The organism is Bacillus manliponensis (genome assembly GCF_000712595.1).
GTDB classification, from domain to species: domain Bacteria; phylum Bacillota; class Bacilli; order Bacillales; family Bacillaceae_G; genus Bacillus_A; species Bacillus_A manliponensis.
Genome location: NZ_JOTN01000007.1, coordinates 183,291 through 202,714, shown reverse-complemented (window position 1 = coordinate 202,714; position 19,424 = coordinate 183,291). Strand labels below are relative to the sequence as shown.

Sequence of the window (19,424 nt, the reverse complement as noted above, 5' to 3'; positions counted from 1 at the left end):
GAAGAAGCTACCAAGCAAGGTAGCTTCTTCTTTTTTATTTTGTAGGCTGAAATTGAACTGCTACCTTTTTCCCACTCGTTTCACCCATTTCACTTTCAACAAGGCGTAAAATTTTATTTGCATCTTTACTAGATTGTTTTTCATCTTTTACAGTAATATTAATGTTTTTTCCATCTACACGTACAAGAGCATCATCATAGTTCCCTTTTGCTTTAATTAATGTTTCTAATAATCTCTCTTTCGTATCTAGCTCATTTAATGTATCAAACTCTGTTTTTGCCTGATGTTTCTGTTCTGCTGTTGCCTTTGCTGATGTCATTACTTCTTGTAATTGTTCTCGTACTTCACTACGCTGATCTTCAACTTTTAAACGAAGCGCTGTGAAACTATCATCTCCCTTAAACTGCACTGTTTGCTTCTCTTCTTTTTTCGTAGACTCTGTTTGGTTTGTTTCTTTACCAGTTTCATCTTTTGTTTTACTTTTCTCTGTTTCTTGTTTTTCATTTTTATTGCCATCAACCGATGTCGTCACCGCATTATTGCTCTGCTCTGGTGTTGTCACATAATAAACAGATAAGACAACCACTAAGCTTAGCATTGTTAATAACCAAACCGTTTGTTTTTTTAGCACTTTAGTTCCTCCCTAATTCTTTTTTGGTAACACAGATACACGATGACTCGGAACATCAAGCATACGTATAACTGCTTCCCTCACCATTTGTTTTACTTGTATGTTATCCACTCCTTTTGCTACGACAAGAACACCACGTACTTTTGGTTTCTCTGTTCGCAAAACAATTGGAGTTTCTTTATCACCTTCGCGAATAATAACCGTCTTTTCATCCATCGATTCATCATTTACTTTGCGCTTTCCACCTTCTTTATCTGTTTCATCAGTCGTTTGTGATCGCTTTACAATATTTTTTTCAAGTATTTTCTCTTCTGATGAATCTAAGTTAATTTCAATTGAAACATCCTTCACTCCAGCTACTTCTTCTAACGCTGCTTTTAATTCTTGTTCGTATGCCTTTTCATATTTTTCAACAGCAGACATTGTATCACTATTTTTCCCACCAAAAGTCGGTACATCTTTCGGCGACTCTTGTCCCGTTTCTTGCTTTAAAACAGGTAGTGCTTCTTCCTTAGCTGGAAAGAGATTACTAGAGAACATCAGTAACACCCCGAGGATTAGTAAAATCAGCAAGAACTTTGGTGTAACTTTTTTTTCCTTCTCTTTCTCATCTTTATCGTTACCTTTAAACAGCTTTTGAAAAAATGAGAATTTATTGTTGCTCATCCGCTCTACCTATCCCCCCTTCTATTTGAACTGTAATTTTACTTTCACCTAGCTGCCACTTGTTTGAAAGATACTGCGCCATATAGCTTGTATGCTCTTCTTGTTCTTTCTTTGGCTCATCTGTATTAATTTCTACTGTTTGGACTGTTTCAATCGCTCCTTCTCGGCTCACTTCTTTCTTCGCTAACGTAACAACTACTGAATTAATATCTTGCTGCGACTTTACTTCTTGCGTGCCTTCTGGAACTTTCACCTCGACGTTGACAACTGTCATTCCATATTGCTTTTCCAACTCTTTCTCTACTTGCTTTTCCATTTGGACAGCCATCTGTTCTAAAATATATGCATGCTGAGCAGCTTGTATTTCTTTTTTCTTCGTATCAATTGAATTTTCTATCGGTTCACCTGCCATATACTTTTCTTGATTAAAATTTGCGATTACTTCATGAATATCTGTTTGAAATAATTTAAAGAGCGGCGTTAAAATAAGGACAATAAGAAGAAGGCTTACAACAAATTTGACATACTTTTGTAAATTTGAGTTTGGAAGTATCATATGAAGAACTGTAGCCAATAATAAAAACACGATAATCGTACGAATCCATTCGACGATAAATTGCATATCACTTCACCTCCTACCGCATCATGAGCGTAATATTTCCAGCTGCGATAATGATGGTGATACTTAAAAAGAACATAAATGAAACAATTGCTAAAGAGGCAAATACATAAATAATACTGCGCCCGATTATATCTAAACATTGAATGATAGAGTTACTTCCAACGGGTTGCAAAACCGCCGCTGCAAATTTATAAATAAAAGCAATACAAAAGATTTGAATGGCTGGAAAAGCAACAATTAAAAGTAAAATAACAACTCCAACAATTCCAACTGTATTTTTCAAAAGTGCTGACGCACTAATGACCGTATCTGCAGCCTCTGTAAACATTCGTCCGACAACCGGGATAAAGTTACCTGTAACAAACTTTGCTGTCTTTACAGCAATCCCATCCGCAACGGCTGTAGCAGTACCTTGTACAGATAGCACCCCTAAAAAAATCGTTAAAAAAATCCCAATTACGCTGACGCTTACATTTTGCAGTAGCTTCGCTAATTTCGTCACCTTATATTGATCACTCATCGTACTCACAATACTTAAAATCGTTGCCAACAATAAAAGCGGGAGGACAATATAATTCATAAGTAATCCGCTTGTATGCATAAGGAATACGATAATCGGGTGAAAAAATGAAACAGATACAATACCGCCCCCAGTTGCAATAAGCGCTAATAAAATAGGAAGTAGAGCTAGTACAAAATCTACCATTGTTTGAATTGTTTCCCTTGCATACGTCATCACGACATAAAAACTATTTAATGCAAAGATAATGAGTACCATGTATACAACGGCATCTGCTATTTTACTTACACTACTTTTTGCAAATGCTGACTGAAGAGATTGTAAAAGTGCGCTAAAGATTGTGAGCATAATGAGTGTACCAAGTAGTTTTCCGTTAGCGATAAGCTCATGAAATAAATATTTTAATAAGCCTATCATCCACTCTTTTACCGAAAACTCCTTCTCTCCTTTTACAAAATCCATAAAGCTTCCTTTTTGGCTCTCAGGTAAATATCCGCCATACTTTGTAATGACATCATCCCAATACTGCTTTACATCTTCTATACCAAGCTTCTCAAGCTGTTCATCTACCACTTTTTGCTCTATAGGAGAAGCTTGTACGACAATTGGTAAAGAAAAGAAGAGGAAAACAGCAAGTAACATCCTCATTCCAAATTTCTTCAAACGTATACGCCTCCTTTAACCTGTAGGCAAAAAGCCAAGAATCGTTTCAATTACAACTGTTAAAATTGGAATTGCCATAACGAGAATTAAAATCTTTCCCGCAAGCTCGATTTTTGAAGCAATCGCTCCTTGACCAGCATCTTTTGTAATTTGTGCTCCAAATTCCGCAATGTAAGCAATCCCAATAATCTTTAGTAGTGTCTCCACGTACACATTACTCACCTTTGCTTGATCAGCTATTCGCTCAATCATCATTAAAATAGCATGCACTTGATCAATAAGAAGAAGGAACATAACAGCGCCGACAAACACGATAAATAACGAAGTGATGCTCGATTTATGCTGATTTAATACTGCAGCTAAAAACGTCGCAACGAGCCCTAATCCCACTATTTGTAAAATTTCAATTAGAACCGCCCCCTTTACTGAAAGAGAAAGACGCTTTTAATCTTGTCGAACAAATTATTAATTAAAAACGCAACGTGGAATAAAATCACAACAAAACCGACGAGAATAACCCAATTTGCAATATCTTCTCGCTTTAGTTCTTTTAGGACGGTATGAATAAACGCTAAAATAATGCCAATCCCTGCAATTTGAAAGATTAATCCAACATCGATAGACATCGCCTTTCTCCCCCCTATAACAGTAAAATGACGATAAGTAGCCCCGCGAGTACACCTAAACTTTTTATCATTTTTTCATATTGAAGTTGCAGCTCTTTTGCTTCTCCTTCTTCTCTTTCTAAATGTGTAATACATAAACGAATATGTTTTTGTTGTGATTCCCGATCATGCTGTCCTAACGTTTCCCCAAATTGCTGTAAAATTTCATACTCTGCATCCTGAAACGCCATTACTTTTCTGTTTTCCTCTAAACTATCTATCCATGCTTCTCTCACCGTTTGCTCACCAGCTTCTAATCGCTCATAAAAACTATAAAATAACCAATTTAATGGTTTGGGCATTTGTTTTTCAAGTCTAGATGCAGCTTCAGAAAGAGGTGTATGTCCATACATAATTTCCGCTTCTAAAGATTGGAGAGCCGCTTTTAATAAACGTAATTGCCGCGGACGCTCACTATATTTTTTCGCATAGGAAAAACCAAAAAATGTTGTCACTGCTACAATAAGTACAGCACCAACAATTTTGATCATGAACTTTTCACCTTCTCTCGCCTTTGCAAAGGTTTTCCATACATATCTTTAATTTGCATCACTGTTCCCGGTCCTTTCGCTTTTGACAGCTCAACAAACCGTTCAAAAACACCTAATTTTAAAAGTGGTTGTAAAGAAGGACGTTTTATAATGTCTTCATACGAATAGCCATGTGCACTAATAAATAATTGTACTCCTGCATGAACTGCTTCCATAATCGCTTCACTATCTTCTTGTCTACCAATTTCATCAACAATTAATACATCTGGGCTCATCGAACGAATCATCATCATCATTCCTTCTGCTTTAGGACAAGCATCTAATACATCAACGCGAGATCCAAATTCATATTGCGGGACACCTTTTACACAACCAGCAATCTCGGAACGTTCATCGACGATTCCAACTTTACAAGACGGAATACGTGCTGTCGTTACACCAGCACTCATACAGCGAGATACATCACGAAGCAATGTTGTTTTTCCTGTTTGCGGCGGACCGATAATCATTGTATTAAGCCAGCGTTTGTCATATAAATACGGCAATAGTGGATGGGCAATTCCAATTTTTTGCCTTGCAATCCGAATATTAAACGATGACACGTCACGTATAATTTTCACAGCTCCATGCTCTGTCACAACTTTTCCAGCTAAACCAACGCGGTGTCCACCTCGGAGCGTCACATAACCACGCTTCAATTCTTCTTCCATCGTATAAATCGAGAACTGACTTAATTTATTTAATAAATACGTACCGTCTTCAGCTTTTACAATGTGGTGAAGAAAATGAGCTTCACCACGTGCAATACATTCAATCGGTCTTCCAATCCGAATCCGAATTTCCTCTAAGTCATGATAATACTCACTGTGTTCAATCATTTCTTTCATATATCTTGGTAAAATCTCTAATACTTCTTTCATATACCTCTCCCCATCAAAACCTCTATTTCAACACCGCAATAAAAATACACCCTACTCCAAGCGCAAGAAAAAGCATCTTTGACATTGAAATCTCATTTGCTACACTTGCAATGCCAATGGACATTGTCAAAATCAAAACCGTTGGTCCAACAAATGCTAATAGTCCGTTCACAAATAATGCTTTTTTTGCATCATTAAAATACAGCATCAGCAAAGCAGCAACAATTTCCATGCTCCCCGAAAAAAGACGAAGTGTTGCCATCATAAGCACAGAGGTTTCTAGCGCTGCTAGCCATTGTTTCATCCTCTCACCTTCTCTCACTTCCGCTAACATTTGCAAAAAGAATATGTTTGTACAACCATATGCACAGGTTGTCTCTTTCAGAAGTGTAAAAGAGAATTTTTTATATACTTATATACCCTTTGTATAATTCTGAAATTTCTAACTAAATATGGTATATTTATATAAACAAACAAAAGGAGGAACAAAATGAAAACCGCTAAAATTTCATTCTCAGTCGTCCTACAACTCATCGCTATCTTTTTGTTTTCATTAGCTACCGGTTGGTCATTTATGGAGTCATTTTTCTTAGGAAGCTTAGGAATGTTTGGTCTCGTTTGGCTCCTTCGGCTTAACAAAAATCTATCCGCAAACGAAAGACATATCTCACCTCATCGATGGGACGGTATTGCAACAAGTGAAGTGAGACCATTTCAAATGCAATTTGATTCGTATTTTATCGGTTCTCTTTTACTGTTAGCAGTGAGCTTCATTGTAACCATTATTTATTACTTGCCGTATTTCACATAAAAAAAGCACGCGTGATATTCACGCGTGCTTTTTTTATTATGCACGAGAAACGTATTTCGCTTCTCCCGTGTTAATGATTAATGTTTCACCTTCGTTAATAAAGATTGGAACTTGTACAACTAAACCTGTTTCAAGTGTAGCTGGTTTTGTTACGTTAGAAGCTGTATCACCTTTAATTCCTGGCTCTGTTTCAACAACTTTTAACTCAACAGTATTTGGAAGTTCAACACCAAGTACTTCACCTTGGTATGTCATGATAGAAACTTCCATGTTTTCTTTTAAGAATTTCAACTCACGTTCGATTTGCTTTTCACCAAGTTCAAGTTGCTCATACGTACCGTTATCCATGAATACGTGCTCAGCACCACTTGCATATAGATATTGCATACGACGGTTTTCGATATGTGCTTTTTCTACTTTCTCACCAGCGCGGAATGTTTTTTCTTGAACAGAACCTGTGCGAAGGTTGCGTAGTTTAGAGCGAACAAATGCAGCACCTTTACCTGGCTTTACGTGTTGGAACTCCATAACCTGCCAAAGTCCATTGTCTACTGCGATTGTTAAACCTGTACGAAAATCGTTTACTGAAATCATGCAAAAAATCCTCCTGTGTATTACAAAATAATAAGTTCTTTTGGAGACTTCGTTAATACTTCATTACCATTCTCTGTTACAACGATGTCGTCCTCGATACGAACGCCGCCCACATTCGGAATGTAAATTCCCGGTTCTACTGTCACGACCATACCTGGCTCAAGTACTTTGTCAACGCGCGATGCAAGTCCCGGTCCTTCATGAACTTCAAGGCCAATTCCATGCCCTGTAGAGTGCCCAAAGTATTCGCCATATCCTTTTTCAGTTATGTAATCACGTGTTAGCGCATCTGCCTCACGACCAGTTAAACCAGCTTTAATACCATTTACACCACGTAATTGTGCTTCTAATACGACATCGTAAATTTCCTTCAATTTATCTGAAGGCTCTCCAACCGCAATTGTACGAGTAATATCAGAGCAGTAGCCTTTATAGTAAGCACCGAAGTCTAACGTAACGAAATCTCCTGTTTCTATCAACTTTTCAGATGCCACACCGTGCGGCAACGCGGAACGAAGTCCAGAAGCAACAATAATATCAAACGAAGAAGATGTTGCTCCTTGTTTTCTCATGAAAAATTCAAGTTCATTTGACACTTCAATCTCAGATACGCCTGGGCGAATGAATGATAGAATATGTTCAAAGGCAGCATCTGCAATCTGTGCAGCTTCCTTTAATATCTTAATCTCTGAATCGGTCTTTATCAAGCGTAAGTTTTCTACAATACCAGAAGTCGGAACAAATTCTACTTCAACTTCCTTTGTATACGCTGCATACGAGCTATATGTAAGACTATCTTGCTCAAAACCAAGCTTTTGAATTCCTAACTCTTTGACTCTTTTTGCAACTTCTTCAATGATTGGACCGTTATGTTGTACAATTTCATATCCAGCCGTTTGCTTTTGCGCCTGTTCTACATACCGGAAATCTGTAATAAATAAAGAGCGTTCCTTAGAAACTAATACAACACCTGCTGTTCCTGTAAAGTCAGTCATATATCTACGGCTGTAATGATTTGTTAATAAAATCCCATCAATATTAGCTGTTTCAAATGCACTTCTTAACTTCGTCAACTTTTCCATTAGTTATGCCCCCCTAGTTTCTCTATTAATGCATATAGCGCTAATGTATAGCCATAAAAACCACATCCAACAATTTGCCCGGCTGTAACAGGAGCCGTTACAGATACGTGCCTAAATTCTTCTCTTTGATGAATGTTTGAAATATGTACTTCCATAACTGGAATCGAAACGCTTGCAATTGCATCTCGAATCGCATAGCTATAATGCGTGTATGCACCTGGATTTAAAATGATTCCTTCGTATACGTTATCCGCTTCATGAATGCTATCAATAATTGCTCCTTCATGATTGGACTGGAAACATTCTAACTCCGCTCCCATCGTTTCTGCTTGTTGCTTCAGTTCTCTCTCTAGTGATGATAACGTCCCTTTTCCATATATACCGACCTCGCGAACACCAAGACGATTTAAATTAGGACCGTTAATGAGGAGTAGTTTTTTCATATGTATAAACCCCTTATATAAAAGAATGTCTATGCAACATTCTACCATACTCATCACTTATTTGAATAGTTTGTCTTTTCCTCACCCTCTCCTTCGTTTACATTATTCGCTTCAAATGCTACAGAATACGCAATAAATACACCATACAAAATAAAAATACAGATCGTTGTGATCACTGTTTCCCTCGGCATTTCCATTGCACTTTTTATAACCGGAGCAAACGAGCCTATCGCTAAAAATAAAATCATCCATAAACCAACCCCATATAAAATACCTGGCACGACACCTTCAAACTTTTTAAAAGCCACCAAATATAAAAATGCGACAAGAATAGACAATATTGCCATACAAATGATGCCAACAATGTTCCCCCACATTCCCTCTTTCCATCCTCCAAAAGCAAATGGTAAAAGAAAATAATTCGGTCCTGCTACCGTAAAGGAGAAAATGTGTAAAAAATACCAAATTCCGCCCCAAAACAAACCGCCAAATAAACCAATCTCAATAACTTTCCTTGCTAAAGACTGTTGTTGTTTCAAAATTGACACCTCCGCTCACTAGTATGTCCGAAACTATTTTGAAGCATGTTTAAAGAGTGCGAATTTTGTCTATAAAAATAATAAGAAATGTATAAGCTGTCTATCTTTTTCTCTTGTCAGCCCCTTATATTTGTCGATAAAATAAAAGAAACTCATTGATTGTCAACTATAAGAAACAATTATCATAATAGACAATACGATAGAGTATCATTTACCTCTTTTTACAGAAGAGAAACAAATACAGGTTGGTGTTGACATGGCAGAAGAGACAAAACAAGTGTATGGCGGTCAAGCAGTAATAGAAGGAGTTATGTTCGGTGGTAGAGAATATACTGTTACAGCGATTCGCCGCAAAGATGAGTCGATTGAATTTTATCGATTGCCTCGCGTTCGTAATAAATTTTCATCCGTTTTAAAAAAGATTCCATTTCTGCGCGGCATTGCAGCAATCATTGATGCAAGTGCAAACGGAGCAAAACATTTAAATTTTGCCTCAGAACGCTTCGATGTAGATCCTGAAGACGATGACAAACTTGCTAAAGAAAAAGAAAAAGAATCAAAACTTGCAATGGTACTAGGTGTAGCCGCAGTTGGTGTTTTATCATTCATTTTCGGAAAAGTAATTTTCACAGCCGTACCAGCACTGTTAGCTGAACTTACGAGACCAATTTTCCCGTCTCATGTAGGACAAATTATTGTAGAAAGTATAATTAAGCTCATTTTACTCCTGAGTTATATTTACTTTGTATCATTAACCCCTATGATTAAACGTGTATTTCAATATCATGGGGCAGAACATAAAGTAATTAATGCTTATGAAAATAACCTTCCGCTAACAGTAGAAAATGTACAAAGTCAAACTCGCTTACATTATCGTTGCGGTAGTAGCTTTATTCTCTTTACTGTTATCATTGGGATGTTTGTTTACTTTCTCGTTCCAACCGATCCGCTTTGGCTACGAGTTGTAAACCGTATTTTACTCATTCCAGTTGTACTTGGCATTTCATTTGAAGTGTTACAGTTTACAAACCGCTTACGAAATGTCCCTGTACTGAAGGCTATTGGATACCCTGGTTTATGGCTACAACTTTTAACAACGAAAGAACCGACAGATGATCAAGTTGAAGTAGCAATTGCATCATTTGAAGAATTGCTTCGCTTAGAAGGAAAACAATCCTAACTTTTATAATGTTAGTCAACTCCTTCACCTTTCGCTAATAAACTAATCTAAATACAGGTTCTTTTTAGGAGGTGTTCCCTATGAACGGTCGCACGTTTTTAATCGCTTTATTTTCTCTTATTGTTGGATTAGCTGCGTTTGGCCTTATTGCAAAGGCTGTCACAGACCCGTACGATATTGTGAAAAATATACTTACCATGCTTGTCGTTGCGGGTATATTTTATTTACTATACAAAGTATTCACAAGTTCTAGCGGTTCTGCTAACGGCTCACAAAGCTCTTACAAACGAGCTGCAAAACAATCAAACAAGAAATATGGAAAGAAAAACGTAACACCCCTAAGCAATACATTATTAAAGCGAAACGCTTCTGATTCAAAAGGAAAGAAGGACAGTCCTTCTCCTCTCAAGCGAAAACGGAAGCCATCTCACTTAACAGTTATTGAAGGAAAGAAAAACAAAAAGAAAGACCGTGCATCTTTTTAGAATGTACGGTCTTTTTTATAATGTAAAAAAGGAGACATCTTCTGTCTCCTTTACTGCGCCTGTTCTTCATTTGCTTTTTGTACACTGCGGAGCGTTTCGATACGCTCTTTATCTTGTTCGAAGTATTGCACTAAATCGCCAATACGATCAATTGCTTCCCAACTTAAATGATGCTCAATTCCTTCCACATCATTATAAACCTTACTTTCATCTAAACCAATAATGCGCATAAATTGCTCTAACAAATCATGACGATAAACAAGACGTTTACCAATTTTCTTTCCTTTTGTTGTTAATACAAGTCCTCTATATTTCTCATAAATAAGATACTCGTCTTTATCTAACTTTTGTACCATTTTTGTTACAGAGGATGGATGTACACCCAAAGCTTCAGCAATATCAGATACACGGGCATATCCCTTTTCTTCAATTAACAAATAAATTTGTTCAATATAATCTTCCATACTAGGGGTAGGCATTGGTTTCCTCCATCCGATTTTATTTTTATTCCGCTTTAACGGGCTGTAATACTCTTTAAAGCTTAAAAAAACGCAAAAAAGTTTTAATCGAAAGTAAACAGCCTATAAAAACTCAAGTTGTTCAACTAACAATCCGTGCTGGATGAAGCCCGACTGATTGAAAATTCACTTGATGTGTCATGTTTTCCGCACTAAGCAATCAATAAAATCATACAACAGAAAAGATAGCATGACAAGGTACAAACAAGCCATCTCTTGAAAAGAATCCATGTATATAGCATGGATTCTTCAAGTAAAATATTGAATTTCAGCATCCGGAAAATATTCCAGTATGTAACCTCGAATTGTTTCTTCTAAATTTGCAGCTTCGTCGGTTTTATATACATACTTTCCAATACCATAACGTCCCCATTTATATTTCCTTTTCTCTTCATCCATTTCCAGTTTCGTATTTGGATAGCGCTGCTGAATAACTTTTTTCGCAGGTTTCGTAAATCGGTGCTGAATGAGCTCAAATGATAAGTTTGGCAATGTTAAATCTTTCAATGCATGATGCAAACGCTCAAATAATTCACGATACCCTTCTTCCCAGTTTTCGTGCATGTAAATCGGTGCAACAATAAAACCAAGCGGATAATTTGCTCCTGCTACTTTGCGAGCAGCCTCAATTCTTTCTTCAAACGGTGATGTCCCCGGTTCAAAGTTTTTAATAACATACCGAGAGTTAATACTAAAACGAAAGCGTGTTTTCCCATTATGTTTTGCATCTAATAAATGATCGACATGTGAATACTTCGTCACAAACCTGAGCCTTCCGTATTCACTTTGACCAATAAATTCAATTGCTTTCTTTAACGAATGAGTTAAATGATCAATTCCAACAATATCAGACGTACAAGCTGCCTCAAATCTTGTAATTTCGGGGGCACGCTCATCCATATACTTTTGTGCTTGCTGAAAGATTTCATCTAAATTTACATATGTACGAACATATGGCTTACTTCCAAGTGTTGTTTGTAAATAGCAATAATGACAATGTCCCATACAACCTGTCGCAAGTGGAATCGCATATTCTGCTGACGGTTTTGAAGTATCAAACTTTAACGTCCTTCTCACACCAACCACAAGCGTTGACTTTGCATTTCGATACTTTTGCAAATCATTATCGCCAGGTAAATCACGAATTTGGTTATGAGATGTCGTTTCTCGAATCTCAAGCCCCATGCTTGTAAATTTATTATATAGTTCTTTTCCAAGTGGATATTCAAGTGCAGCTGGTTCAAAATAAATCAGCTTTGGCATAAACGGTTTCATATCAATCCCCCTCTTTCGTTTTAGTATGAGATGAAAAAGAAAGAGCAACCCTGTATAATCTTTTCCACTACAAATTTTAGGCTGTTTTTCTCCTGTCTAATTTTACAAATCAAAAAATTTCATAAAGAAACAAGAAAAATACAAAATAATTAAAGTAAATTGTTGACGTGATGCTTTTATTCTCGGTATCATATTTCTTCGTGAGCAATTATTTTTCGTTATGCGATTTTTTATTATTATTGATTATTTGAGAGGGGAAATTTGATGTCACTTAAGAAGAAAACAGAAGTACGCACCGGCAAAATGGTCCGTGAGCTAATGTTAGCTGATGAAGATGTAAATGCTTCGCTAATCATGGTATATAGTGAAAACGGTGTAAACGCTGAAATTAAAATCGAGGGCTTGACGCCAAAATGTAACGAAGAATTATTTTTGAGCGGAAACGTGGATTGGAACAAAAGCGTTATTTATAAGATTGTCGACTTCACCGGAAATGCTGAAGTTGGTAAAGTGACGTTAACAGCAATGAACAAAAACAATGTATCACTGCAAATCGAACGCGTGATGTGGAGTAAAGGAACGAAGGAAGAAGTAGCAGAAGATGTTACAGAAGCAACACCAGTTGAAAAGAAACCGGCTCCGAAAAAAGAAGTGATTGTAGACGTTCCGAAACCAGTTACACCTGTTGCAAAGCCAGTTACAAAACCGATGGAACCTATCACGTCTGTAGCACCTACTCCAGCTCCACCAAAACGTGTAGAACCAGTCAGTGAAAAGGTAGTTCCAGCCCCTTCACCAAAGCGTGTAGAAGCGGTTATCGAAAAGGCAAATCCAGCGCCTACAAAAAAAGAGGAAACGATTTCAATGACAAAAAAAGAAGCGGTTACACCTGCTCCAAAAGCTTCAGCTGAAACAAATTCAGCGCTGCAAACAAATTATGTAAAGCTTGTCAAAAAAGCTGTAGAAGTATGTCAAGACTACGAACTTGGAATTGATGTAGATGATTCTATTGAAAGCTTAAAAGCCGAACTAACTAGTCAAGGAATTAGTGTTGCATTTGATAAAGAAATTATGGACGTTGTAAATCGTTTACGTTCTTTACAAGATAAAGGAATTAAAGTCGAAAAAGTACTTAACCTTCTATAAAGTGAAGCTGTAATCAAAGGGATTTTTTCCCCGCTAATTACGATTTAACACATAGCAAAAAAATAAGGAGAGAGCCTAGGCCCTCTCCTTATTTTTTATAATTCCATTCGTCACTCTCATACTTTTCTTTTGCTAATGTTTCAACTTCATGTAGCTGCTCTTCCGTTAATTTATAAGGAACAAGCTCTATATTAAGCCCTTTGGCAAACCCTTCTTCAAACGCCTCAATAAACTGATCAATTGTAAACGTACGATCTGTTAAATCATTAATAGCAACAGCTTTAGAAGAGAACATACTCTTCATGCGTTCTTTCACGCGCTCATTTGGAAATAAGAATAAATCGTACAGCTCATCTAAATCAATTTCTAACGGAATAGAACCGTGCTGTAAAATAACACCTTTTTGACGAGTTTGTGCACTTCCCGCAATTTTTCTACCTTCTACAACAATTTCATACCAAGACGGGGCATCAAAACAAACACCTGTGCGCGGATTTTTTAAATTTTCGCGATCTGCTTCTGTTTTCGGCACAGCATAATATGCATCTAGCCCTAATGCTTTAAATCCTTCTAATAATCCTTGTGAAATGACGCGGTATGCTTCTGTTACCGTCGTTGGCATACTTGGATGCTCTTCTGATACGATAACACTATATGTTAACTCTTTATCATGAAGAACGCCTCTACCGCCTGTTTGACGGCGAACGAAACCAAGTTCCTTTCGTTTCACTTCTTCCATATCGATATCTTTTGCGACGCGCTGGAAGTAACCAACTGTTAATGTCGGTACCTCCCACTCATAAAAGCGAATCGTTGGTGGCATCATTTTTTCACTTTGCCAATTTAATAAACATTCATCCAATGCCATATTAAAGGCCGGAGAGCATTTTCCTGAATTTATGTAACACCATTTTTCTTTTTCCATCCCACACCTCATACATACTAATTTTCTCTCATTCTTCAGTCTATCAAATTCGACAAAATTTGTGAAAGAATACGAAATTTCTTCTTATGCACAATGAACTTGTTGCATAAATGTATAGTAACATTATAATATTGAAAAGAGGATAAGAAAAAAAGGGAGCGATAAAACCGTGTCAACAACTGTTATTGTTATATTAGCCGTACTTGTAGCATTTATCGGCTATTCTGTATGGATGTACTTCTATCAGAAAAAATTAATTAAAACACTTTCAGAAGAAGAGTTTCGTGCTGGTTATCGTAAAGCACAACTTATCGATATTCGTGAAACGGACGAGTATAATGGTGGCCATATTTTAGGTGCTCGTAACATTCCATTATCACAAATACGTCTTCGTCATAAAGAACTTCGTAAAGATCAACCTATTTATATGTATTGCCAAAGCGGTTTCCGTACTGGACGTGCTGCACAATATTTAAAAAAACAAGGCTTTACAGAATTCTACCAATTACAAGGTGGATTCAAAGTTTGGACAGGTAAGATTAAAAAGAAAAACTAATCAAAAAGAACTAACTTCCTATGAGAAGCTAGTTCTTTTTTTCCATATTTTTAGCAATATATATTAAGTTTTGTTTCACTTCTTCCGTACTACCTTCTGCTACATTTCTGTATAAAAGTTGATACTCTACTTTATCTTCTTGCCACGTTAATGTTGCAAAATCTTCTTCATCATCTCGATCTTTAAAATATGCTATCACATTCTTTTTTAATTGTATCTCCTCTTGAAAAAGCTGCTGATCTACAATAATTGGAAAGTTATACGCAAAATTTGCTATCGTCAACTCAATATACTCTGCCTGATTTCTCTCTTTCTGTTCATACTTAATATCAATGACAATTTTGTTCTTTTCAATATCGCGAACTGTTGCTTCTATCTCATCTGTTGCTTCATATGGTAAAAAAGTGGGGACTTGAAATGAAAACGGAACAATGCTTTGTGCCTCTGCTACTGACATTGGCTCTACCATCATATCTCCTTCTGCAATAAACTTCTTCTCGCCTACTGATGACTGTTGAAAAGAACATGAACTAAGTAAGATGCTAGAAAATATGAAACAAATGACACTCTTTTTCATATTGCCTCCGCTCCTATCACCAAACATTTTGTTTGTATGTTCATATTCTCTTTCTACAGTCACCCTACCTGTGTAAACTTTCCTCGTTTATCTCACACTTTTTGACAGCAACAGAAAAAAATCAGCAGCAATGTATATTTCCTCTATGATAAACTTCATAACATAACAAAAGAAGCCATCTGTTACTGTTACGCCCTTGTATAAATGGTAACGCCAGTAACAAATCGCTCTCTTGTACCATACAAGATGAAATGCGTTTCAGGTCAATACATTTTCACAATTTTTTTAAGTAACATAAACAACATCACTTTATAAAGTGAAACTTCAATCAGTGTGGGTTTTCTTCATCCCCCACTGATTGTTAGCCCGACCAATCGGGCCTTTACGGGCTGTTTATCTCCCACCTAAACTTCTTCGTTTTCTCTCAAGTTTTGAGGTGGGAGTATTACAGCCCGCAAATAGCGGGATAAAAAAGTAAACTTATACATCAAACACTTTTTTGAAATTCCATATATAATAAAGTAGAACTTCACTCAGTAGGGTATTCATTCCCCACTGGTTGTTAATTGAAGCAATCAAACTTTTCCAGGATAAAATAAAAGGGGGGATATACATGGTAAATATAAGAGAAATTGCAAAAACTGCCGGCGTATCTGTCACAACCGTTTCACGTGTCTTAAATGATCATCCATATGTAAGTGAAGAAAAAAGAAAGAAAGTTCTTGATACAGTAGAAGAACTAAATTATGCAAAAAATGCAAATGCTGTCCACCTACTAAAAGGAAAAACATTTACGATTGGTGTCATGGTTCCCTTCATTAATTTGCCTTACTTTAGCACAATTATGGAAGGAATCGGTAAGGAAGCGCTAGCTTCTGGTTACCGTATTAATCTTTGCCAAACAAATTACGACAGCATTGAAGAGATGCGTGTCCTTGAAATGATGAAAACAAAACAATTTGACGGCATGATTATTTGCTCACGGACGAGTCAATGGAGTGCAATTGAACCTTATGCAAAATTTGCACCAATCGTTTCTTGTGAGAAAGTTGAGCATCCTCTTATCTCATCTGTATTTGTGAATCATTACGAAGGCTTTCGAATGGGAATGGAATACTTACTTAATAAAGGGCATGAACAAATTGGCTTTTGTTTAGCACGAGAAAAAAGCATTCACACAAAACAACGGGAACAAGCATTCATTCATGCCCTACAGTCCGCTGGAAAGCGCGCTCAAACGGATTGGATGTTTTATGAATGCTATAACATTCAAGATGGCTCAAACGTCATACAAAAGATAATAAACATGAAAAACAAACCGACAGCCCTTTTTGCTGCAAGTGATCAGGTTGCAGCCGGACTCGTAACAGAAGCGAAAAAACAAGGCCTTCGTGTCCCAGAAGATTTAGCAATTTTAGGATTTGATAATCACCCTATTGCAGAAGCATTAGAAATTACAACAATTGAGCACCCTAGTTTTACAATGGGAAGTTATTCCTTTTCTCTTTTTCATGAGCAAGTCCAAAAAGGACAGATCGCTGGCACTTCAGAAGAATTAACCTTTCGTTTGATTGAACGTGAAACAATATGAAGAGCTCATAACATATGATGCTCTTCTTGACTTTCTTTTTTATTTATTTTATAGTTTAACTAACGAACGGTAGGTAGAGGGGGCTGCACATGACGGCAAACCGTATTAAAGCAATTGCACTATCACATTTTGCACGATTTGGCTATGAAGGAACATCATTGGCAAATATTGCTCAAGATGTTGGGATTAAAAAACCATCTATTTACGCACACTTTAAAGGAAAAGAAGAACTTTACTTTACTTGTTTAGAAGAAGCACTTCAAAAAGACATACAATATTTTCAGCAATACACAGCACAAATTGAACAGGCTTCTTTTGCAGATATTCTTCTAAATTTGTTAACTGGCTATGCTCATCGCTTTCAAGAAAGCGAAGAAGCCATGTTCTGGCTAAGAACTTCTTATTTCCCTCCCGATGCCTTTCGGGAACAAATCGTTATAAAAGCAAATAACCATATTGAACACATTGGCCAACTTTTATTCCCACTATTCGAACAAGCGAACGAAGAAGGTCTACTTCAAAACATTGAAACTCGTGACGCACTAGAAGCATACTTATGCTTACTTGATGGTCTTATGGTGGAATTATTATATGCCGGGTTTGATCGCTTTGAAGTGCGTTTAGCTGCATCTTGGAAAGTATTTTGGCGTGGTTTATCACATAGTAATATATTGTAATCGTTTTGTGAACATGGCGGATTGCATAAGCAAGACGTCATTTTTCAGCCCTCAAACTAACGACTGGTAGGAAGGAGAATGAATGATGGAATGGATTTATGTTATCATCGCTGGTATTATTGAAATTTTTTGGGTGATTGGATTAAAAACAGCTTCAACACCACTAGAGTGGATTGGTGTCATTATTGCAATCGCAATTAGCTTTTACCTTTTATTTAAAGCTTATGCAAAGCTCCCTGTTGGAACTGTATATGCAGTCTTCACTGGACTTGGTGCCGGAGGAATTGTTTTAATAGAAATTTTAGTTTTCGGTGAACCGTTCTCGATTCTGAAGATTTTATTAATCGGTTTAATCTTCGTTGGCGTAATTGGTTTAAAAAGAGTAACAGAAGAAAAGCAAGATAAGGAGGCCGCATAAGATGGCATGGGTATTTTTAATTTTAGCTGGTATTTGCGAAGTAATTGGTGTAATCCTCATGAAAATTGCAACAGAAAAGAAAAGCTGGATACCAAAGCTTATGTTAATCGCAAGCTTCACTGTCAGCTTCTTCTTCCTATCGCTTGCAATGAAATCATTACCGATGGGCACAGCTTACGCAATTTGGACAGGAATTGGTACGGCTGGTAGTGCATTACTTGGTATTTTAATTTTCAAAGAATCTGCCGATTGGCGCCGCCTTACATTTTTAAGCTGCATTTTATGTGGTGCGATTGGTTTGAAGTTAATTAGCTAATCAAAAGCGAGCTGCTTTTTCTAAAAAAGTAGCTCACTTTTTCATATTCTCCTTTTCTTTGGGGACACTACCAAGAAAGGAGCTGATTATATGCAAATTTCTGTACATAAACATATTCTATTTTTATTCTTCATCTTTATCGTACTTGTTGTTCTTTTTAGCTTCACGTTACATACTTATAGAGTGCCTTTGTATCATTTGTTAGATGGTATTTCTGTTTCAAAGTTTATTGCGCATCATCTTTTTCTATAAGAGTGCCTTTTCATAAGGTACTCTTTTATCATGTAATACTACAACTCTTTTGCTTCAAATGCAGCTATTGAAGTGATCATTGAGAGCACATATATGAAACCTGCTATCATGAAAAGTACAATAAGTATTTTTTGCAAGAAAAAAAGACCAACATTTTCCTGTTGGTCTTTATATATGTATCACTTTTCAAAGCGATTTAACACTTCATCTCTCATTCCAAAGCTGACAACCGCAATTCCAATATACATAAAAATAAGGAATGCTGGGTGTACTGTATGATACCAGCTACTATCAACAATTAAATAAATCGTTAAAAAAGTAACAAGTAAAAAAGCAATAATAAACATATAAAAGTGACTTTTACTACCCATAACGAACTCCTCTCTCATGACTTCATCATTCAACACCCTATTGTAACGAATAATAAGCGTTGACTCAAGGTTAAGTTTTTTTATCCCTAATTAATGTGCTGTAAAACTCCCATCTCAAAACTTTAAAAAAGCAAGCAAGTTAGGTAAAAGGTTAACAACACGTAAAAGCCGATTCGTTCAATTAAGAAAAACCTCTCCTCCACTGAGTACAGTTTCACTTTATAAGTAGTTTAATTCTACCTTTACAATATCATCACAAGCTATTGAAATAAGCGTTCCTTGTGGGTCAATTGCTGTTACATTTTGATTATCCGTTACATGATGCTTAACACGCTCAAGCATTTTATTGTGATCTCTGTAATAAAATTCTTTTATGTCTTGAATTGTTTTTCCGTCCTCCAAATGGTATACCATTTTGTAACGCTTGTAACCCATGCTTTTTTTCATCTCCTTGTTCATTTTTTCACATATGTATAAAAGCGAGCTATTA

Annotated in this window: 29 protein-coding genes; 10 read left to right on the top strand and 19 right to left on the bottom strand. The window is 36.6% G+C overall.

Annotated features, from left to right (window positions below; genetic code table 11):
- Positions 1-34: 34 nt before the first annotated feature.
- From BAMA_RS10905 to BAMA_RS10865, 9 genes are read right to left on the bottom strand one after another with little or no spacing between them, the layout of a single operon-like run.
- The gene (locus BAMA_RS10905; protein ID WP_034638940.1) at positions 35-631 is read right to left on the bottom strand and encodes a SpoIIIAH-like family protein; all 597 of its coding nucleotides are present in this window, start codon (positions 629-631) and stop codon (positions 35-37) included.
- Positions 632-643: 12 nt separating this feature from the next.
- Entirely contained in the window at positions 644-1,297 is a 654-nt protein-coding gene (gene spoIIIAG, locus BAMA_RS10900) for a stage III sporulation protein AG (protein ID WP_034638939.1), read from the bottom strand.
- Entirely contained in the window at positions 1,284-1,919 is a 636-nt protein-coding gene (gene spoIIIAF / locus BAMA_RS10895) for a stage III sporulation protein AF (protein WP_034638938.1), read from the bottom strand. The genes spoIIIAG and spoIIIAF overlap by 14 nt, the downstream gene beginning before the upstream one ends.
- Before the next feature lie 13 nt (positions 1,920-1,932).
- Positions 1,933-3,102: a stage III sporulation protein AE gene (spoIIIAE, locus tag BAMA_RS10890; RefSeq protein WP_265182715.1), complete on the bottom strand. Its 1,170-nt coding sequence runs from the start codon at positions 3,100-3,102 to the stop codon at positions 1,933-1,935.
- A 15-nt stretch (positions 3,103-3,117) separates the two neighbouring features.
- Complete coding sequence (gene spoIIIAD, locus BAMA_RS10885; protein ID WP_084157964.1) at positions 3,118-3,504, bottom strand: stage III sporulation protein AD; 387 nt, start codon at positions 3,502-3,504, stop codon at positions 3,118-3,120.
- A gap of 20 nt (positions 3,505-3,524) precedes the next feature.
- Entirely contained in the window at positions 3,525-3,728 is a 204-nt protein-coding gene (spoIIIAC, locus tag BAMA_RS10880; protein ID WP_034638936.1) for a stage III sporulation protein AC, read from the bottom strand.
- Between the two features lie 14 nt (positions 3,729-3,742).
- The gene (spoIIIAB, locus tag BAMA_RS10875; protein ID WP_034638935.1) at positions 3,743-4,258 is read right to left on the bottom strand and encodes a stage III sporulation protein SpoIIIAB; all 516 of its coding nucleotides are present in this window, start codon (positions 4,256-4,258) and stop codon (positions 3,743-3,745) included.
- Positions 4,255-5,178 (bottom strand): stage III sporulation protein AA, encoded by a 924-nt coding sequence (gene spoIIIAA, locus BAMA_RS10870; protein WP_034638934.1) that lies wholly within the window; start codon positions 5,176-5,178, stop codon positions 4,255-4,257. The genes spoIIIAB and spoIIIAA overlap by 4 nt, the downstream gene beginning before the upstream one ends.
- Positions 5,179-5,200: 22 nt before the next feature.
- A complete protein-coding gene (locus tag BAMA_RS10865; protein WP_034638932.1) occupies positions 5,201-5,482 on the bottom strand; it encodes a YqhV family protein in 282 nt (93 codons plus the stop codon).
- Positions 5,483-5,668: 186 nt separating this feature from the next.
- On the opposite strand from BAMA_RS10865, the gene BAMA_RS10860 reads away from it, so the two are divergent.
- On the top strand, positions 5,669-5,989 hold the full coding sequence (locus BAMA_RS10860) for a hypothetical protein (RefSeq protein WP_034638931.1): 321 nt from the start codon (positions 5,669-5,671) through the stop codon (positions 5,987-5,989).
- 36 nt (positions 5,990-6,025) lie between these two features.
- Here the strand turns inward: BAMA_RS10860 and efp are convergent, their stop codons facing one another.
- From efp to BAMA_RS10840, 4 genes are read right to left on the bottom strand one after another with little or no spacing between them, the layout of a single operon-like run.
- Positions 6,026-6,583, bottom strand: a complete 558-nt coding sequence (gene efp / locus BAMA_RS10855; RefSeq protein WP_034638930.1) for an elongation factor P — start codon at positions 6,581-6,583, stop codon at positions 6,026-6,028.
- Between the two features lie 20 nt (positions 6,584-6,603).
- Entirely contained in the window at positions 6,604-7,665 is a 1,062-nt protein-coding gene (gene pepQ, locus BAMA_RS10850; RefSeq protein WP_034638928.1) for a Xaa-Pro dipeptidase, read from the bottom strand.
- A complete protein-coding gene (gene aroQ, locus BAMA_RS10845) occupies positions 7,665-8,108 on the bottom strand; it encodes a type II 3-dehydroquinate dehydratase (RefSeq protein ID WP_034638926.1) in 444 nt (147 codons plus the stop codon). The genes pepQ and aroQ overlap by 1 nt, the downstream gene beginning before the upstream one ends.
- Before the next feature lie 53 nt (positions 8,109-8,161).
- Positions 8,162-8,647: a YqhR family membrane protein gene (locus BAMA_RS10840; protein WP_034638925.1), complete on the bottom strand. Its 486-nt coding sequence runs from the start codon at positions 8,645-8,647 to the stop codon at positions 8,162-8,164.
- Positions 8,648-8,903: 256 nt separating this feature from the next.
- Between BAMA_RS10840 and BAMA_RS10835 the strand changes: the two genes are divergently transcribed.
- Together BAMA_RS10835 and BAMA_RS10830 are read left to right on the top strand one after the other, a co-directional pair.
- Positions 8,904-9,827: a DUF1385 domain-containing protein gene (locus tag BAMA_RS10835; protein WP_034638924.1), complete on the top strand. Its 924-nt coding sequence runs from the start codon at positions 8,904-8,906 to the stop codon at positions 9,825-9,827.
- A gap of 80 nt (positions 9,828-9,907) precedes the next feature.
- The gene (locus BAMA_RS10830) at positions 9,908-10,312 is read left to right on the top strand and encodes an SA1362 family protein (protein ID WP_034638923.1); all 405 of its coding nucleotides are present in this window, start codon (positions 9,908-9,910) and stop codon (positions 10,310-10,312) included.
- A 50-nt stretch (positions 10,313-10,362) separates the two neighbouring features.
- Here BAMA_RS10830 and mntR read toward each other — a convergent pair whose 3' ends face one another.
- Together mntR and splB are read right to left on the bottom strand one after the other, a co-directional pair.
- Entirely contained in the window at positions 10,363-10,791 is a 429-nt protein-coding gene (mntR, locus tag BAMA_RS10825) for a transcriptional regulator MntR (RefSeq protein ID WP_034638922.1), read from the bottom strand.
- A gap of 288 nt (positions 10,792-11,079) precedes the next feature.
- Positions 11,080-12,105: a spore photoproduct lyase gene (splB, locus tag BAMA_RS10820; RefSeq protein ID WP_034638921.1), complete on the bottom strand. Its 1,026-nt coding sequence runs from the start codon at positions 12,103-12,105 to the stop codon at positions 11,080-11,082.
- 264 nt (positions 12,106-12,369) lie between these two features.
- Here splB and BAMA_RS10815 point away from each other — a divergent pair, with 264 nt between their 5' ends.
- A complete protein-coding gene (locus BAMA_RS10815) occupies positions 12,370-13,251 on the top strand; it encodes a hypothetical protein (RefSeq protein WP_034638920.1) in 882 nt (293 codons plus the stop codon).
- Between the two features lie 88 nt (positions 13,252-13,339).
- Here BAMA_RS10815 and BAMA_RS10810 read toward each other — a convergent pair whose 3' ends face one another.
- Positions 13,340-14,176, bottom strand: a complete 837-nt coding sequence (locus BAMA_RS10810; protein ID WP_034638919.1) for a lipoate--protein ligase family protein — start codon at positions 14,174-14,176, stop codon at positions 13,340-13,342.
- A 169-nt stretch (positions 14,177-14,345) separates the two neighbouring features.
- On the opposite strand from BAMA_RS10810, the gene BAMA_RS10805 reads away from it, so the two are divergent.
- Entirely contained in the window at positions 14,346-14,732 is a 387-nt protein-coding gene (locus BAMA_RS10805) for a rhodanese-like domain-containing protein (protein ID WP_034638918.1), read from the top strand.
- Positions 14,733-14,760: 28 nt separating this feature from the next.
- Here the strand turns inward: BAMA_RS10805 and BAMA_RS10800 are convergent, their stop codons facing one another.
- Positions 14,761-15,309 carry a hypothetical protein gene (locus BAMA_RS10800; RefSeq protein WP_034638915.1) on the bottom strand — a complete coding sequence of 183 codons (549 nt, stop codon included), beginning with the start codon at positions 15,307-15,309 and terminating at the stop codon, positions 14,761-14,763.
- 613 nt (positions 15,310-15,922) lie between these two features.
- On the opposite strand from BAMA_RS10800, the gene BAMA_RS10795 reads away from it, so the two are divergent.
- The 5 genes from BAMA_RS10795 (at position 15,923) to BAMA_RS24515 (ending at position 18,563) form a co-directional block, all read left to right on the top strand.
- Positions 15,923-16,900, top strand: coding sequence for a LacI family DNA-binding transcriptional regulator (locus tag BAMA_RS10795; RefSeq protein ID WP_034638914.1), 978 nt, complete (start codon positions 15,923-15,925; stop codon positions 16,898-16,900).
- An 83-nt stretch (positions 16,901-16,983) separates the two neighbouring features.
- Positions 16,984-17,577 carry a TetR/AcrR family transcriptional regulator gene (locus tag BAMA_RS10790; protein ID WP_200874677.1) on the top strand — a complete coding sequence of 198 codons (594 nt, stop codon included), beginning with the start codon at positions 16,984-16,986 and terminating at the stop codon, positions 17,575-17,577.
- 85 nt (positions 17,578-17,662) lie between these two features.
- Positions 17,663-17,995 (top strand): DMT family transporter, encoded by a 333-nt coding sequence (locus BAMA_RS10785; protein WP_034638912.1) that lies wholly within the window; start codon positions 17,663-17,665, stop codon positions 17,993-17,995.
- 1 nt (position 17,996) lies between these two features.
- Positions 17,997-18,311 carry a DMT family transporter gene (locus tag BAMA_RS10780; protein ID WP_034638911.1) on the top strand — a complete coding sequence of 105 codons (315 nt, stop codon included), beginning with the start codon at positions 17,997-17,999 and terminating at the stop codon, positions 18,309-18,311.
- Between the two features lie 90 nt (positions 18,312-18,401).
- Positions 18,402-18,563 (top strand): hypothetical protein, encoded by a 162-nt coding sequence (locus tag BAMA_RS24515; protein ID WP_157405987.1) that lies wholly within the window; start codon positions 18,402-18,404, stop codon positions 18,561-18,563.
- Positions 18,564-18,742: 179 nt separating this feature from the next.
- Here the strand turns inward: BAMA_RS24515 and BAMA_RS10775 are convergent, their stop codons facing one another.
- Complete coding sequence (locus BAMA_RS10775; RefSeq protein ID WP_034638910.1) at positions 18,743-18,934, bottom strand: hypothetical protein; 192 nt, start codon at positions 18,932-18,934, stop codon at positions 18,743-18,745.
- A 219-nt stretch (positions 18,935-19,153) separates the two neighbouring features.
- Positions 19,154-19,369: a DUF3929 domain-containing protein gene (locus tag BAMA_RS10770; protein WP_034638908.1), complete on the bottom strand. Its 216-nt coding sequence runs from the start codon at positions 19,367-19,369 to the stop codon at positions 19,154-19,156.
- Positions 19,370-19,424: the final 55 nt, after the last annotated feature.